The 15,916-nt window shown below is 70.9% G+C and carries 13 protein-coding genes; 4 read left to right on the plus strand and 9 right to left on the minus strand.

Annotation, left to right across the window (positions count from 1 at the left end):
• Nucleotides 1-236: 236 nt before the first annotated feature.
• On the plus strand, nt 237-593 hold the full coding sequence (locus A3IC_RS0131860; RefSeq protein ID WP_020554137.1) for a hypothetical protein: 357 nt from the start codon (nt 237-239) through the stop codon (nt 591-593).
• Complete coding sequence (locus A3IC_RS0131865) at nt 590-1,864, plus strand: hypothetical protein (protein WP_026218985.1); 1,275 nt, start codon at nt 590-592, stop codon at nt 1,862-1,864. The genes A3IC_RS0131860 and A3IC_RS0131865 overlap by 4 nt, the downstream gene beginning before the upstream one ends.
• Nucleotides 1,865-2,248: 384 nt before the next feature.
• Here A3IC_RS0131865 and A3IC_RS0131870 read toward each other — a convergent pair whose 3' ends face one another.
• Both A3IC_RS0131870 and A3IC_RS0131875 read right to left on the minus strand, forming a co-directional pair.
• Nucleotides 2,249-3,619 (minus strand): class I SAM-dependent RNA methyltransferase, encoded by a 1,371-nt coding sequence (locus A3IC_RS0131870; protein ID WP_052173906.1) that lies wholly within the window; start codon nt 3,617-3,619, stop codon nt 2,249-2,251.
• Nucleotides 3,620-3,829: 210 nt separating this feature from the next.
• The gene (locus A3IC_RS0131875; RefSeq protein WP_020554139.1) at nt 3,830-5,890 is read right to left on the minus strand and encodes an APC family permease; all 2,061 of its coding nucleotides are present in this window, start codon (nt 5,888-5,890) and stop codon (nt 3,830-3,832) included.
• Between the two features lie 131 nt (nt 5,891-6,021).
• Here A3IC_RS0131875 and A3IC_RS0131880 point away from each other — a divergent pair, with 131 nt between their 5' ends.
• Together A3IC_RS0131880 and A3IC_RS0131885 are read left to right on the plus strand one after the other, a co-directional pair.
• A complete protein-coding gene (locus A3IC_RS0131880; protein ID WP_281174551.1) occupies nt 6,022-6,702 on the plus strand; it encodes a potassium channel family protein in 681 nt (226 codons plus the stop codon).
• On the plus strand, nt 6,702-7,358 hold the full coding sequence (locus A3IC_RS0131885; RefSeq protein ID WP_020554141.1) for a potassium channel family protein: 657 nt from the start codon (nt 6,702-6,704) through the stop codon (nt 7,356-7,358). The genes A3IC_RS0131880 and A3IC_RS0131885 overlap by 1 nt, the downstream gene beginning before the upstream one ends.
• 24 nt (nt 7,359-7,382) lie before the next feature.
• Here A3IC_RS0131885 and A3IC_RS57640 read toward each other — a convergent pair whose 3' ends face one another.
• The 7 genes from A3IC_RS57640 to kdpB form a co-directional block, all read right to left on the minus strand.
• Complete coding sequence (locus A3IC_RS57640) at nt 7,383-8,768, minus strand: NsdA family TPR-like regulatory protein (RefSeq protein ID WP_020554142.1); 1,386 nt, start codon at nt 8,766-8,768, stop codon at nt 7,383-7,385.
• A gap of 332 nt (nt 8,769-9,100) precedes the next feature.
• Nucleotides 9,101-9,850, minus strand: a complete 750-nt coding sequence (locus A3IC_RS0131895) for a DUF3159 domain-containing protein (RefSeq protein ID WP_040877469.1) — start codon at nt 9,848-9,850, stop codon at nt 9,101-9,103.
• A gap of 16 nt (nt 9,851-9,866) precedes the next feature.
• Complete coding sequence (locus tag A3IC_RS0131900; RefSeq protein WP_079026800.1) at nt 9,867-10,268, minus strand: OB-fold nucleic acid binding domain-containing protein; 402 nt, start codon at nt 10,266-10,268, stop codon at nt 9,867-9,869.
• An 89-nt stretch (nt 10,269-10,357) separates the two neighbouring features.
• Nucleotides 10,358-11,032, minus strand: coding sequence for a response regulator (locus A3IC_RS0131905; RefSeq protein ID WP_020554145.1), 675 nt, complete (start codon nt 11,030-11,032; stop codon nt 10,358-10,360).
• Nucleotides 11,029-13,593, minus strand: coding sequence for a sensor histidine kinase (locus A3IC_RS0131910; protein ID WP_026218986.1), 2,565 nt, complete (start codon nt 13,591-13,593; stop codon nt 11,029-11,031). Before A3IC_RS0131910 ends, A3IC_RS0131905 begins: the two co-directional genes overlap by 4 nt.
• A gap of 78 nt (nt 13,594-13,671) precedes the next feature.
• Nucleotides 13,672-14,406 (minus strand): potassium-transporting ATPase subunit C, encoded by a 735-nt coding sequence (locus tag A3IC_RS0131915; protein ID WP_020554147.1) that lies wholly within the window; start codon nt 14,404-14,406, stop codon nt 13,672-13,674.
• 5 nt (nt 14,407-14,411) lie between these two features.
• Nucleotides 14,412-15,916: potassium-transporting ATPase subunit KdpB (gene kdpB, locus A3IC_RS0131920; protein WP_020554148.1), on the minus strand; the 1,505-nt coding region annotated here is incomplete at its 5' end.

Raw genomic sequence — 15,916 nt, forward strand, 5'->3', positions numbered from 1 at the left:
GTACGTGGAGGTTGTCCACAGGGAGCCGGCACACAGAGTGACCGCGTGCCAACCTGATCGTTTCCCGAGAAGGCGCCTCGATCGGCTCCCGAGCGAGCGTCACCTTCAGGCCGGCGCCTGTGGGCAGCGGCGCCCGCAGGCAATCGGCATGCCGGCACACCGCACGCCGGCACGAACAGGCAGCACGCAGTAGGCAGCACGAGCACACGGCTCAGCACACTTCAGGGGGTGGTGGCATGTCCCGCACCGACGGCGCAGGCACGACGGGCTACGCGGTCGATACCGGCGAATTGCACGGACTGGTTCGGCGCCTGCACAACATCGGCGCCGACTATCTCGCCCGCGGCTGCTTCGCCGAGCCGGCCCGGGTCGCGGCCTACACCGCACTGGGCACCGACGCCCTGGGAGCGCTTCCGGGCGCCGCCGAGTTGACCGAGCGGCACCGTCTCGCCGCGGCCCGGATGGTGGAGCTACTGGCGCAGATTCGGGCCGAGTTGGCCACCACTCACACCGAACTCGGTCGCACCGCCGACCGGTTCACCTCCACCGAGACCGAGGTCGGCACGCTGTTGCGTACGGCGGCCTCGCGATGAGCGCCCCCGAGGCCGTGGACGCGTACGCAGCGATCCACGCGGCCCGCCCCGGCGAGGTCGGCGCGGCGGCCGACGGCTGGCGGCTGGCCGCCGCCCGGCTGGCCGAGTTGCGCGATGCGCTCGCCGAGACCGGCCGACGCGGCTCGCGGATCTGGACCGGCGGCGGCGCCGAGCGATTCACCGCACGCTGTCACTCGCTGGCCGACGCCGCAGATCGGCTGGCCGCCCAGGGCATCGCGCTGCACGAGCACCTCGACGAGGCGGCCCGCGCGCTGAGCCTGGCCCAGGAGCACGCCACCGACCCGACCGCCGCCAAGGTCGCCGCCGCGCGTCTGGAGGGCGTGTATCGCGACCTCGGCGAGCGGCTGCCCGTCCTGCCCCGGCCACCGCGCGCCGACAACACGTCGGGCGCCACTCGACCGGCCGCGATCACCGGCGGCCCGAACCCGACCCGACCGTGCGCGGCAGCCACCGCCCCACCCACCGATCCCAGCGGCTCCGCCGGTCCCATCGATTGCCGCGACCACATCGACACCGTCGACCCCGCCTCCCTCGAAGCCGTACCGACGTCGACGGACACCTCGAACCGGCCTTCGCCCCCATCCCCCGCCATCCCAACGGCATCCTGTGAGCCGCCGGAACCCCCGGAACCCGTGGCGGTACCTGCGGCATCCGAGGCCCTCGCGGCACCCCAGGCGCCCGCAGCACCGCCACCGCCACCAGCGGCCACCTGCATGGCCGCCATCACGCCGGCCGCGCTCCCGCCCGATCCCCCGACCACTCCCGCAGCCGCTCTCCCCCCGCCCCCCGCGATCGCCTGCGCGCTCCCGCCCGCGCCACCGGCACCATCCGTCGTGGGCACCCCGCTGCCCCGCGAACCCCGCCAGGTCCATCCGGCCGGGATCGGCCCGCGCGTGCGCCGCGCGGCCCCACCGCCATCGCCCCCGATCGCCCCGGTGACCGGCATCCGGGTCGCGCCCGGCCTGCGCGGCGTGGGCGGCATCGGCGACCGTCCGCCGGCCACCCACGACGCCGCGCACGCCGCCGGGCCCGTCCCCGACCTCCTCGGCGGCACCGCCCGGGATGCCACCGCCCTCACTCCCGGGTCACCCACGTGGGTGACCACCCCAACCACCACCCCCTCCACCGGCGGCGCCCTCACCACCCCCTCCACATCCGCCCGCCCACGCCCCCGCACCGGCAGCCGCTACGCCACCCACCCGGCCGAAGCGTGGTGGACCGACCCGCAAGCACCCCCGCAACCCACCTGACCGGGCCCACACCCGGGCACATCCACAGCCCGCCCCAAGTCCACACCCACCGAACCCCGACGACCCACCCTCAACCAAACCGAGCCCGACCGAGCCGAGCCGAGCCGAACCGAACCCGACCGAGCCGAACCCGAGCCGAGCCGAAACCGACCCAAGCAAAGCCAAGCCACACCAAGCCAACCCGGACCGCACACCCACCCCGACACGCACCAGGGCCGCCCCGACCAAGCCGGGACGGCCCTGTACAAAAACGCCCTACAACCTTCCGCCGACCCGCATCAAGATCGACTCAAGCCCCAGCCCAACGGCAGCGACCCAGCAGCCCAGCAGCCCGACGAGCCGACGACCCAAGCCCTCAAGCCCTCAAGCCTCAGCCGCCAACCCTCAACGCCGCCCCCGCCCACCGTCCCGCCTGGCCTCCCGAGGCGCCGGCTCCAAAATCGCCACCGACTCCACGTGATGCGTGTTCGGGAACAGGTCGAACGACCGCACCGACCGCAGCTTGAACCCGAAGCCCGCGAAGTACGCCACATCCCGCGCCAGCGCCGCCGGGTCGCACGCCACATACGCCACCCGACGCGGGGTCAGTCGGGCGATCCGCTCGACGACCGCCTTGCCCGCGCCCGCGCGCGGCGGATCGAGCACCACGATGTCGGCGCGGCGCAGGAAGCCGGCCCGGCTCAGCACCTTCTCCACCGTGCCGGTCTCGAAGCGCGCACCCGGCACGTCCCGAAGGTTGTGGATCGCGTCCTCGACCGCCTGCTTGGAGCTCTCGATCCCGATGATCGTGTCGCTGTCCGCCAGCCGCTCGGAGATCGCCCCCGCGAACAGTCCGACCCCGCAGTACAGGTCGAGCGCCAAGTCGCCCGGTCGCGGCTCCAGTCCCTCCACGACGGCCTGCACGAGCACGTCGGCCGCAGCCGGATGCACCTGCCAGAAGCCGCCCGCCGAGACCTTCCAGGTGCGTCCCGCGGCCACCTCGCGCACCGCCGGGCGGCCGTGCACCTTGCGCACCCGGCCCTTGTCGTCGGCCCGGAACACCGACACCGCGCGGTTCAGCTCGACGATCGGCATCCGCCCGTCCGCGCCCTCCGCGGGCACCACGGTGACCGCGCGGTCCAGCGAGCCGGTCGCGGAGACCGCCTCGACCGAGGCCACGCCGGGCCACTCGTGCGCCTCGATGCCCAGTTCCTCGACGCCGGGCGCCGCGATCGGGCAGGAGTCGATCGGCTGCACGTCGTGCGAACGGTGCTTGCGCAGGCCCGCGCGGCCGGTCGCCGGGTCCACGGTGAACTGCACCCGGGTGCGCCAGCCGAGGCCCTCGGCCATCCCGGGAGGGCTGTCCACGGCCTCGACCTCGACGTGTACGTCGACCTTGCCGAGTCGCAACAACTGCTCGGCCACCACGTCCGCCTTGAGCCGGCGCTGCGCCGCGGGCTTGGCGTGCTGCCAGTCGCAGCCACCGCACATGCCGGGCCCTGCCACCGGGCACGCGGGGGTGATCCGGTCCGGGGAAGCGGCCAGCACCTCGACCACGTCGCCGCGCAGGAAGCGCGAGGTGGGCCCACCGTCGGTGATCTCCACGACGGCCCGCTCACCCGGGAGCCCGTGCCGGACGAAGATGACGCGGCCCTCGTGGCGGGCCACGCAGTGCCCGCCGTGAGCGACCGGGCCGATCTCGACCTCGTACCGCTCACCCCGCAGGGACTGGTCCGATTCGGGGGTGGTCGATCCGACAGGCACGGCACTCCTCATACAACTCGTACAACATCGACAGGGGCTTCGGTGGTCCCTCGGCCGGCGGCGCCCGACGGCGACGCCCGGGGACGACACGGCGACACAAAGAAAGCGCCTCACGGAGGTGGGCGCGCATCCAGGGTAGTCCCTACCCGAAGAACCCGCGCCCACCTCCGTGACACGCCGCCCGCGCACCCGNGGTTCACGTCCCCCGCTCGAACTCCCCGCTCAGGACTCTCCGCCCGACCGCTTCTCCGGCCGCTCCGCCGCCGCCCCCCGCTTGGCGTCCCCGCCCCGCGGCGTCCGCGCCGGCCCGCGCCGCACCGAACCGGGCGCGACCCACGCCTTGGGCTCCTTCAGCCGCTCGGACGACTCGAGCTGCCACGGCACCGAGGTGACCATGACACCGGGCGTGAACAAGAGCCGACCCTTGAGCCGCAGCGCGCTCTGGTTGTGCAGGATCTGCTCGTACCAGCGGCCGACCACGTACTCGGGGATGTACACGTTCACCACGTCGCGCGGGCTGGACCGGCGCACCGACTTCACGTACTCGATCACCGGCCGGGTGATCTCGCGGTACGGCGAGTCGAGCACCTTGAGCGGTACCTCTATCCCGCGCTCGTCCCATTCCCGGCGCAGCGCCTCGGTCTCGGCCGGGTCGACGTTGACGGTGACCGCCTCGACCACGTTGGGGCGCGAGTACCGGGCGTAGGCCAGTGCCCGCAGGGACGGCTTGTGCAGCTTGGACACCAGCACGATCGCGTGCACGCGCGAGGGCAGCTTGGTGTCGTCGATCTCGACCGCGGCAAGCTCGGCGGCGACCCGGTCGTAGTGCCGGCGGATCTGCTTCATCAGCAGGAACAGCACGGCCATCGCCGCTATCGCGATCCAGGCGCCCTGGGCGAACTTGGTCACCAGCACGATCACGAGCACCGTGCCGGTCATGAACAGACCGAACGCGTTGATCACCCGGCTGCGCATCATCCGGCCGCGCGCGGCCGGGTCGGTCTCGGTCTTCAGGTGCCGGGTCCAGTGCCGGATCATGCCCGCCTGGCTCATCGTGAAGGACACGAAGACGCCGACGACGTAGAGCTGGATCAGCTTGGTGGGTTCGGCGTCGAAGGCGATGATCAGCACGATCGCGAACGCGGCCAGCATGATGATGCCGTTGCTGAACGCGAGCCGGTCGCCGCGCGTGTGCAGTTGCCGGGGCAGGTAGCGGTCCTGGGCCAGGATCGAGCCCAGCACCGGGAAGCCGTTGAACGCGGTGTTCGCGGCCAGGATCAGGATCAGGCCGGTGACCGCGAGCACGAGGTAGAACAGCGGCGAGGCGAACGTGCCGCCGAAGACCGCGTCGGCGACCTGCGCCACGACGGTCTTTTGTTCGTAGTCGGCGGGCGCTCCCTGGATCTGACTGGCCGGGTTCTCCGCGAACCGCACCTTCGTCATGTTGGCCAGCGCCAGCATGCCCATCAGCATGGTCACCGAGATGGTGCCCATCAGCAGCAGCGTGGACGCGGCGTTCTTGCTCTTGGGCTTGCGAAACGCGGGGACGCCGTTGCTGATCGCCTCGACACCGGTGAGCGCCGCACAGCCGGAGGAGAAGGTGCGCAGGAGCAGGAACACCAGGGCGAAGCCGCTGAAGCTGTCCTCGGCCTCGATGTGGAATCCGGCGCTCTCGGCCTCCATGTTCGCGCCCGCGGCGCCGCGGATCAGACCGAACAGCGTCATCCCCAGGATGGCCGCCATGAAGGCGTAGGTGGGTACCGCGAAGAGCTTGCCCGACTCGCGGACACCGCGCAGGTTCATCGCCATCAACAACAGCACCAGGCCGACCGCCAACAGCACCTTGTGCGATTGCAACGCGGGCACCGCGGAGGCCATGTTGGCCACCCCGGAGGAGACCGATACCGCCACGGTCAGCACGTAGTCGACCAGCAGCGCGCTGCCGACCGTCAAACCGGCATTGGGCCCGAGGTTGACGCTCGCGACCTCGTAGTCACCGCCGCCGCTGGGATAGGCGTGCACGTTCTGGCGATAGGAGGCGACGACGGTCAACATGACCACGACGACGGCCAGACCGACCTTCCACGAGAAGTGGTAGGTCGCCATTCCCGCCATGGAGAGGGTGAGCAGGATCTCGTCCGGCGCGTACGCGACGGAGGACAGTGCGTCGGAGGCGAAAATGGGCAGCGCGATGCGCTTCGGCAGGAGAGTCTCGGACAGCTTGTCGCTGCGCAGGGCTCGGCCGACGAGGATGCGTTTGGACAGATCGGTCAGTCTTGACACGCAGGTGATCGTAAGCCCATCGACTTTCGCCGGGCCGGGGGCATGCCGTAAGGCGCCCACGTGTAACGTCTCGGCGAGGTCTGCCACCCTGGTAACACCACAAACGAGCATCAGACCGGGCACAACGGACCATATCCGGAAGGACGGCCGTGCACATCGTCATCATGGGCTGCGGGCGCGTGGGATCCACGCTGGCCCAGACGCTCGAGGAACTGGGGCATTCGGTGGCGGTCATCGACCGCGATCCGTCCGCGTTCCGCCGGCTGGGGTCGCACTTCTCCGGCCGCCGGATCAAGGGCATCGGCTTCGACCAGGACACCCTGCGCGAGGCCGGTATAGAAGAGGCCGGCGCGTTCGCGGCGGTCAGCAGTGGTGACAACTCCAACATCATCGCGGCGCGCGTCGCCCGCGAGACCTTCGGCGTGGAGAACGTCGCCGCGCGGATCTACGACCCGCGCCGGGCCGAGGTCTACGAACGCCTGGGCATCCCGACGGTGGCCACCGTGCGCTGGACCGCGGACCAGATGTTGCGCCGGCTGCTGCCCAGCGGCGCGGAGCCGCTGTGGCGCGACCCGTCCGGGAGCGTGCAGCTGGCCGAGGTGCACGTGAACTCGGCGTGGGTGGGCCACCGGGTCACCCGGCTCGAACAGGCGTCGGGCGCGCGCGTAGCCTTCGTCACCCGTTTGGGCGAAGGCATCCTGCCCACCTCCGAGACGGTGATCCAGGAGGGCGACCTCGTGCACGTGGTCATGCACCAGGCGGATGTGGCCGCCGTCGAGGCGGCCTTCGAAAAAGCGCCGGAGGAGAGCTGATGCGGGTCGCAATCGCGGGCGCGGGTGCGGTGGGTCGCTCCATCGCGGCCGAGTTGTTGGAGAACGGCCACGAGGTCCTGCTCGTCGACAAGGCCCCGGACGCCATCAAGGTGGACAGTGTGCCGCAGGCCGAGTGGCTGCTCGCCGACGCGTGTGAGATCTCCTCGCTCGACGAGGCCGCGCTCCAGCGCTGCAACGTGGTGATCGCCGCGACCGGGGACGACAAGGCCAACCTGGTCGTCTCGCTGCTGGCCAAGACCGAGTACGGGGTCCCCCGCGTGGTGGCCCGGGTGAACAACCCGAAGAACGAGTGGCTGTTCAACGAGGCGTGGGGCGTGGATGTCGCGGTGTCCACACCGCGGCTGATGTCGGCACTGGTCGAGGAGGCGGTCAGCGTCGGTGACCTGGTCCGCCTGATGCGGTTCAGCCAGGGCGACGCCAACCTGGTCGAGCTCACCCTCCCGGGCGACGCCGCCCTCGTCGGCACGCGCGTCGGTGACGTGGCGTGGCCCGAGGACACGGCGCTCGTGACGATCATCCGCGAGGGCCGGGTGCTGGTGCCCGGCAAGGACGACTCGCTCGAGGCCGGCGACGAACTGCTGTTCGTCGCGGCGCCGCACCGCGAAGAGGAACTGGAAGAACTGCTGTCGGCCTGACCGACGGTGCGGTGGATCGCATGCTCAGGCGGCGGCCAGGTCACCCATGACCTGGTCCGCCTCCTCGCTGAAGGCGCGCGCGATCGGCTCCCTGTCGTACGGGCGCAGCCGCCTGCGGAAGTCCGCGAGGAAGTCGTTGCACTGGGCGGACGAGAGGTTGCCCGCGATCCGCAGTGCCTCGGTGGCCTTGCCGCAGGCCGCGTCCAGGTCGCCCTGGGCCAGGTGGGCCGCGGCCATGAAAGTGGTGTCCTGGGCACACCGGCGGGATGCGCCGGCCCGGCGCAGTTTGATCGACTCGCCCGCGAAGTCGTGGATCTTGTCCGGCAGGCCGAGGTCGCGGTGGCTGTGCGCGAACTCGTGTTGCAGCTCCGATTCGTCGAAGTAGTTGCACCAGGACGGGTCGTCCTCGATCGTGCCGGCCGCGTCCAGGTGCCGCTCGGCGACGCCCATCGCCCGCTCGCACCCGCGCCGATCGCCCAGCGCCGCGTAACCGCGCGCCTCCATCGCGGCCACGATCGCCCGCGCCCGCGGGCTCAGCTTGGCGCCGGCCCCCTGTTCGGCGGCTTGGGCCAGTTGCACCGCCTCCCAGCCGTGCCCCAGGTACACCGACTGACAGGCCATGTTGGCCATCACGTACGCCCCGTAGGCCGGGTCGTCGGCCGCCTGCGCCAGCCGCAGCGCCTGGATGTGGTAGCGCTGGGCGAGCGCGTGCCGGCCGGAATCGAAGGACAACCAGCCCGCGAGTTCGGTGAGTTCGGCGACGGCACGGAACAGCCTGCGGCCGACCTCGTCGCCGTAGGAGCCGGCCAGTTTGGTGCGGGCGACGCCGTTGAGGTGGTTGACGACGGTGTCCCGCAGATCCCCGCCGCCTTGCGCGCGGTCGAGTCGGCGAAAGGCCAGGACGGTCTGGTGGATGCGTAGGACGTCCGCGTCGCGCACGGTGGTGGGGCCGCGCGAGGCGAGCTTCTCGGGCTCACCCTCGGCCCGGGACGCGGTCGACCAGAAGAGCGCGGGAGCGGCGAACGCCCCCACGCCGAAGGCCGTGTTGGCCAGGAAGGTACGGCGGTTCATGTCTCTCTCCGACAATTCGGCCACGGCGTGTCTGACTTCGGCCGCGGTCCGGGCGACTTTCAGCCCGTCGAAGGGGTCGGGGTTCGGTGGCCGCAGATCCCGCAGCCCCAGGTCCGCGACCGTGAGTTCGCATCCCAGGCGCCGGCCGAGGGCCTCGACCAACAGCTCCGGAATCGGCCAACGCGGCTGGGCACCCTCCAGCCAACGGGCCACCGAGGTGTGGCTGCACCCGAGGTGCAGCCCGCGTCGCTCGGCGACCGCGTTGACCCAACGGGCCAGTTCGCGCCGGGAGAGACCGGCTTCCGCTACCAATGCGATGAGGTCACCGTTTCCGGCCACCGTCCCCGCCTCCTTCGTTCACTGGAGGTCTAACGGGGACGCTAATCGCACGGTTACGGGATCATGCAGGAATGGCCGATTGGACCGCACATGGCCCTAATTCTCCGGAATCGACCGGGGCGAGTCACCCGAATGATCACGTCGGTGATCACTTCGGCACCCCACCGCACCCGGGCACGGTGCGGCTCGAATCATGCGCCGCGACAAGGCGGCGACCCCGGGCCGACGGGTCACCCATCGGGCGAGCCGGGGCATCCGCCACCCGACCCGCCCGCACGACCCCGCCGACGCCGGCCGGTCCGACCGCTTCGCCCGCAGCCGGCCCGGCCCGCTCAATCCGCGTAGCGGTCTTCCCGTCGCTCGTCCCTGGGCTCGATGACCGGCGCGGCCTCGACCGCCACCGAGCCCTCCTGGGTATCCTCGTCGTCCTCGTCGGCCGGCTTCACCGGCGGCGGGGCCTTGGACATGATCAGCCACGTGATGTAGCAGACCACCAGGAACGGCGGCACGCCCAGGGCGACCTTCGCGATGCCCAGCGCGGTGACGTTGCCGGTCCAGTAGATCGGGATCTGGATCACGATCCGCAGCACGAACATGACGAACCAGACCCAGGTGGCCTTGCGGTACGCCGCGTATCGGCCGGGGTTTTGTCGCCACGTGAAGTTCTCGCCCAGCGCCGGGCCGAGCACGACACCGATGAGCGGCCAGCGCACCAGGATGGAGATCAGGTAGGCGAGCGCATAGCCGCCGGACAGCAGCATCCCGAACGCGTAGAAGTTCTCGGCCTTGCCGGACTTGACCGCGATCCAGCCGGCCAGCGCGACGCCCAGGAAGCCGCCGAGCGCGTGTTGCAGGGTCTCCCGGCGCGCGATCCGCACGATCGCGAACACCAGCGCGACGCCGCCGGCGGTCATCGCCGAGGTCCAGGTGGAGTGGCTGATCGTGAAGGCGATCACGAAGACCAACCCCGGCACGGTCATGTCGATCATGCCGCGCACGCCGCCGAAGGCGGCGATCATCGACGCCGCGCTGTCGGTGGGGGCCGGCTGCTCGCCGGCCGCGTCGGGGACGGGTTTTTCCATGTGGGCGGTCACTCGTTCACTCTCGGCCGACGGGGCGCAGCTCGTACCTGGGGTTGAACAGGACGGGGCGGCCCGCAGTGGTGCTCACCCGCCCGTGGGCGACCAACTGCCGCCCCGGCTCGATCCCGGCTATCCGCCGCCGACCGAGCCAAACCACCGACAGTGCGGCCGAACCGTCGTAGAGCTCGGCCTCGAGCGCGGGCACGCCCGCCCGCGGCCGGAAGGTCACCGTCCGCAGCGTGCCGCCGACCGTGATCAGGTCGCGCTCGACCACATCCACGATCTTGGTGCAGCCGAGCCGCTGGGTGTCGTGCAGCAGCTCCTCGGCGTGCAATTCCTCATGGGTGGAGGTCCACCGATCCAGCATCCGCCGCAATCGCCCGGTTCGACGCTCCACCCCGGCTGCGCTACCACTCATGCCGGCAAGGGTACCGCCTATCCAACGGCCCTCCACTGCCCGAAAGCGCCCGTCGAGCGGGCCCGCGCCCGACCGGGCGAGGCCGCGAGCTATCCCTCGAACCGATAACCCATCCCCGGCTCGGTCAACAAATGCCGAGGGTGCGAGGGGTCGTGCTCCAGCTTGCGGCGCAACTGGGCCATGTAGACCCGCAGGTAGTTCGTCTCCGTCCCGTACTGCGGCCCCCACACCTCCTGCAACAGCGCGCGCTGGCTGACCAGCCGGCCGGCGTGCCTCACCAGCACCTCCAACAGATGCCATTCGGTCGGGGTCAGCCGCACGTCGGCGCCGTCCCGAGAGACCCGTTTGGCCGCGAGATCCACCGTGAACGAGTCGGTGACCACGACCGGCGCCTCCTCCTCGGGCACCGCGCGGCGCACCGCCGCCCGCAGGCGCGCGAGCAACTCGTCCATCCCGAACGGCTTGGTCACGTAGTCGTCCGCACCCGCGTCCAGCGCCGCGACCTTCTCCGCCGACGCGTGCCGCGCGGACAGCACGATGATCGGGATCCTGGTCCAGCCGCGCAGCCCCTTGATCACCTCGACCCCGTCGATGTCCGGCAGACCCAGGTCGAGCAGCACCACGTCCGGATGCCGGTCGGCGGCGGCGGTCAGCGCCGCGGTGCCGTCCACCGCGGTGTCCACGTCATAGCCGCGGGCCTTGAGGTTGATGGCCAGGGCCCGCACGATCTGTGGCTCGTCGTCGACGACCAGGACCCGTGTCATCGTTGTTCCTCCCAAGTGGTTCGCTCCTCGGCCGCGGGGATTCGCCCCTCGGCTTCGCCCGCGCCCGCGAGCCCCGCCGTCCGCAACGCCAGCACCATCGTCAGTCCTCCGCCGGGAGTGTCCTCGGCCGTCAGCGAGCCCTCCATGGCTTCGGCGAAGCCACGCGCGACCGCCAGGCCGAGTCCCACCCCATTGCCCTTCGGCGCGTCGCCCAAGCGCTGGAACGGCTCGAAGATCCGCTCCTTGAACTCGTCCGGCACGCCGGGGCCGCGGTCGGCCACCCGCAGCTCGACCCGATCCTTGAGCGCGCCCGCCGACACATGCACCCGGCGGCCCGGCGGATTGTGCTTGACCGCGTTCTCGACCACGTTCGCCAGCACCCGCTCCAGCAGGCCCGCGTCCGCGCACACCGCGGGCAGCGTCTCGGGGATGTCCAGCGCCACCCGGTCCTCGGCGACGCCGGCCAACGCCCCCGGCACCACCTCGTCCAAGCCGATGTCGCCCATCAGCGGGGTCACCGTCCCGGTCTGCAACCGGCTCATGTCCAGCAGGTTTCCGATCAGCGTGTCCAGCCGGTCCGCACCGAACTCGATCGCCGCCAACAGCTCGGCCTCGTCCTCCTCCGACCAGCTCACGTCCTCGGCCCGCAGGCTGGACACGCTGGCCTTGATCGTGGCCAGCGGCGTACGCAGGTCGTGCGAGACCGCGGCCAGCAGCGCGGTCCGGATCCGGTTGCCCTCCTTGAGCCGGCGCGCCTGGGCCGCCTCGGCGACCAACTGCCGGCGCTCCAAGACCACCGCGGCCTGCGCGGCGAACGCGCCGAGCACCCGGCGGTCCTCGGCGGGCAGCACCCGCCCCGACAGGGCCAGCGCCAGCGAGTCGGACACCGGCACCTCCACGTCCGCGTCCTCGGGCCTGACCGCCGGATGCGGCCCCACACTGCCCACGCACATCCACGGGCTGTGGTGCTCCTCGCGCTGGAGCAGCGCCACCGACTCCATCGCGAACGTCTCTCGCACCCGGTCCAACAGCGCCGGCAGCGCCTGCTCGCCGCGCAGCACACTGCCCGCCAGGAAGCTCAGCGTCTGCGCCTCGGCCTGACTTCGCGCGGCCTGATGGGTACGTCTGGCCGCCAGGTCCACCACCGAGGCCACCGACAGCGCGACCAGCACGAAGATGCCCAGCGCGAGCATGTTCTCCGGGTCGTCGATGGTCAGGTTGTGCAGCGGCGGCGTGAAGTAGTAGTTGAGCAGGATCGAGGACACCACGGCGGTGAGCATCGACGCCCACAGTCCGCCGATCAGCGCGACCATGACGGTGACCGTCAGGAACAGCAACATCTCGGTGGACAGGCCGTGACTGTCGCGGGTCGCGTCCAGCGTGTAGGTGAGCGCGGCCGGACCGATCACCGCCACCGCCCACGACGCGATCCGCCGGCCGCGCCCCAGCGGGGAGCGCATCGGGCGCAGCACCCGTCCCACGCCCGCGTGCTCGTGGGTGACGATGTGCGTGTCTATGTCGCCGGACTGCGCGGCCACGGTGGCGCCCACGCCCGGGCCGAACAGGTACTGCCAGGGCTTGCGCCGGCTGCTGCCGAGCACTATCTGCGTCGCGTTCACCCCGCGCGCGAAGGACAGCAGCGCGGTGGGCACGTTCTCGCCGACCACCGAGTGGAAGGTGCCGCCGAGCGACTCGACCAGCGCGCGCTGCCTGGCCAGCGCCTCCGGGGAGGCGCCGGTGAGACCGTCGCTGCGCGAGACGTACACCGCGAGCAGTTCGCCGCCGGAGCCGCGGGTGGCGATCCGAGCGGCCCGACGCAGCAGCGTTTCCCCTTCCGGGCCGCCGGTGAGCCCGACCACGATGCGCTCCCGGGCCGGCCAGGTGGCCTCGATCCGGTGTTCGCTGCGGTACTGCTGGAGGTATTCGTCCACCCGGTCCGCGGTCCACAGCAGCGCGAGTTCGCGCAGCGCGGTCAGGTTGCCGACCCGAAAGTAGTTCGACAGTGCCGCGTCGACCTTCTCCGGCGCGTACACGTTGCCGTGCGCCATCCGCCGGCGCAGCGCCTCCGGCGCCATGTCGACCAACTCGATCTGGTCGGCCCGGCGGGCCACCTCGTCGGGCACCGTCTCGCGCTGCGGAACGCCGGTGATCGACTCGACCACGTCGTTGAGTGATTCGAGGTGTTGCACGTTCACCGTCGAGATCACGTCGATCCCGGCGTCGAGGAGCTCCTCGATGTCCTGCCAGCGCTTCTCGTTGCGCGAACCGGGCACGTTGGTGTGCGCGAGTTCGTCCACGAGGGCGATTTTGGGTCGCCGCGCGATGACGGCGTCCACGTCCATCTCGGTGAACGAACCGCCTCGGTGGATCATGTCCCGCCGGGGGACGACCTCCAGACCTTCGAGTGCTTCCTCGGTGGTGGGTCGGCCGTGGCATTCCACGAAACCGACCACGACGTCGCTGCCGCGCCTGCGCCGACGTTGTCCCTCGCCCAACATCGCGTAGGTCTTGCCGACGCCGGGCGCCGCACCGAGATAGATCCGGAGCTTGCCGCGTGCCATGTCACCCATTCTCTGCCTCGGGTCGGGGAGTACCGACACCGGCACTCCCCGACCCCGTGCCCACCACGACCGCCGGGATCAGCCGGCGAGCTTGGCGAGCGCGATGTTGAGATTCAGCACGTTCACGCGCTCCTGGCCGATGAATCCGATGTCGGCGCCGTCCACGTGCTCGTCCACCAGCGCGCGCACCTCGGCCACGTTCAGGCCGCCGCGCTCCCTGGCCACCCGCTCCACCTGGAGCAGTGCGTACGCCTTGGAGATGTGCGGGTCCAGGCCGGATCCGCTCGCGGTGACCGCGTCCACCGGGACCCGGTCCTCGCTCACGCCGTTGAACTTGGCGACCTGCGCCTTGCGGTCGGCGATGAGCTTGACGAAGGTCGCGTTCTCGGGGCCGTAGTTGGACGCCCCCGAGGCGAGGCCGTCGTAATTCGCGGCCGACGGACGCGGCTGGAACCACCTGGGGTCCGGCAGCGTGCCGACCCCTTCGGCCTGCTCGGCGGTCAGCGCGCCGCCGCCCTGGAGGTAGGTGTAGCCGGCGCCGTCCGCCGTGGCGATCACCTCGCGGCCGTCCGCGTCGAACTTGCGCGGGTTGCCCTGGGCGTCGACCAGGTCGAAGGACTGGCCGATCAGGCTGGAGCCGACGTCCTTGCCGTTGACGCTGACCATCGAGCCGTCGGCGTTGTCCTTGAACAGCGCCTGCGCGACGCCGGTCATGGACAGCGGGTAGAGCACGCCCAGGAGCACGGTGAGCACGAGGAAGGCTCGAAGGGATGCGCCCAGGACACGGATGCGGGTACTGAAGTTGGTTGCCATCTGAATCAGCCGATTCCGGGGATGAGCGAGACGAGCAGGTCGATGAGCTTGATCCCGACGAACGGGGCGACCAGGCCGCCGAGACCGTAGATCCGCAGGTTGCGGCCGAGCAGCTTGTCGGCCGACATCGGCCGGTAGCGCACACCGCGCAGGGCCAGCGGAATCAGCGCGACGATGATCAGGGCATTGAAGATGACCGCCGAGATGATCGCCGACTCGGGGGTGGCCAACTGCATGATGTTGAGCTTGTCCAGCGGGGCGAGCGCCTCGGCGCCCTTGATGCTCGCGAACATCGCCGGGATGATCGCGAAGTACTTGGCGACGTCGTTGGCGATCGAGAACGTGGTGAGTGCGCCGCGGGTGATCAGCAACTGCTTGCCGATCTCGACGATCTCGATCAGCTTGGTCGGGTTGGAGTCGAGGTCGACCATGTTCCCGGCCTCTTTGGCCGCCGAGGTGCCGGTGTTCATCGCCACGCCCACGTCGGCCTGGGCCAGTGCGGGCGCGTCGTTGGTGCCGTCGCCGGTCATCGCGACCAGCTTGCCGCCCGCCTGCTCGCGCTTGATCAGCGCGAGCTTGTCCTCGGGGGTGGCCTCGGCCAGGAAGTCGTCGACGCCGGCCTCGTCCGCGATCGCCTTGGCGGTCAGCGGGTTGTCACCGGTGATCATCACCGTGCGGATGCCCATCCGGCGCAGTTCGTCGAACCGCTCCCGCATGCCCTCCTTGACCACGTCCTTGAGGTGGATCACGCCCAGGATCCGGGCGCCGTCCACGTCCTCGACCGCGACCAGCAACGGCGTGCCGCCGGCGGCGGAGATGCCGTCGACCAGTTCGCCGGACCGGGCCGGGACGGCGCCGCCGCGCTCGGACACCCACGCGTTGATCGCGGAGGCGGCGCCCTTGCGCACCATCCGCACGCCCTTGTCGTCGCTCAGGTCCACGCCCGACATCCGGGTCTGCGCGGTGAAGGCGATCCACTCGGCGTGTGCGAGTTCGCCCTGATGCCGCTCGCGCAGCCCGTACCGCTCCTTGGCGAGCACCACGATCGAGCGGCCCTCGGGAGTCTCGTCCGCGAGCGAGGACAACTGCGCGGCGTCGGCCAGCTCGGCTTCGGTGACGCCGTCCACCGGGACGAACTCGGACGCCTGCCGGTTGCCCAGGGTGATCGTGCCGGTCTTGTCCAGCAGCAGCGTCGACACGTCGCCCGCCGCCTCCACCGCACGCCCCGACATGGCCAGCACGTTGCGCTGCACCAGTCGGTCCATGCCGGCGATGCCGATCGCCGACAACAGCGCGCCGATCGTGGTGGGGATCAGGCAGACCAGCAGCGCGACCAGGATGATCATCGACTGCTCGGCGTGTGCGTACATCGCGATCGGCTGCAGGGTCACGACCGCGAACAGGAAGACGATGGTCAGCGACGCGAGCAGGATGTTGAGCGCGATCTCGTTCGGCGTCTTCTGCCGGGCGGCGCCCTCGACCAGGGCGATCATCCGGTCGATGAAGGTCT

Origin of the sequence: Embleya scabrispora DSM 41855 (assembly GCF_000372745.1) — a bacterium.
GTDB classification, from domain to species: Bacteria; Actinomycetota; Actinomycetes; order Streptomycetales; family Streptomycetaceae; genus Embleya; species Embleya scabrispora.

Excerpts from the sequence above, each read along its gene's own strand:
- A3IC_RS0131910 (WP_026218986.1), bottom strand. The coding sequence starts at position 13,593 with ATGGCACGCGGCAAGCTCCGGATCTATCTCGGTGCGGCGCCCGGCGTC.
- A3IC_RS0131895 (WP_040877469.1), bottom strand. The coding sequence starts at position 9,850 with ATGGAAAAACCCGTCCCCGACGCGGCCGGCGAGCAGCCGGCCCCCACC.
- A3IC_RS0131915 (WP_020554147.1), bottom strand. The coding sequence starts at position 14,406 with ATGGCAACCAACTTCAGTACCCGCATCCGTGTCCTGGGCGCATCCCTT.
- A3IC_RS0131865 (WP_026218985.1), top strand. The coding sequence starts at position 590 with ATGAGCGCCCCCGAGGCCGTGGACGCGTACGCAGCGATCCACGCGGCC.
- A3IC_RS0131885 (WP_020554141.1), top strand. The coding sequence starts at position 6,702 with ATGCGGGTCGCAATCGCGGGCGCGGGTGCGGTGGGTCGCTCCATCGCG.
- A3IC_RS0131905 (WP_020554145.1), bottom strand. The coding sequence starts at position 11,032 with ATGACACGGGTCCTGGTCGTCGACGACGAGCCACAGATCGTGCGGGCC.
- A3IC_RS0131900 (WP_079026800.1), bottom strand. The coding sequence starts at position 10,268 with ATGAGTGGTAGCGCAGCCGGGGTGGAGCGTCGAACCGGGCGATTGCGG.
- A3IC_RS0131870 (WP_052173906.1), bottom strand. The coding sequence starts at position 3,619 with ATGAGGAGTGCCGTGCCTGTCGGATCGACCACCCCCGAATCGGACCAG.
- A3IC_RS0131860 (WP_020554137.1), top strand. The coding sequence starts at position 237 with ATGTCCCGCACCGACGGCGCAGGCACGACGGGCTACGCGGTCGATACC.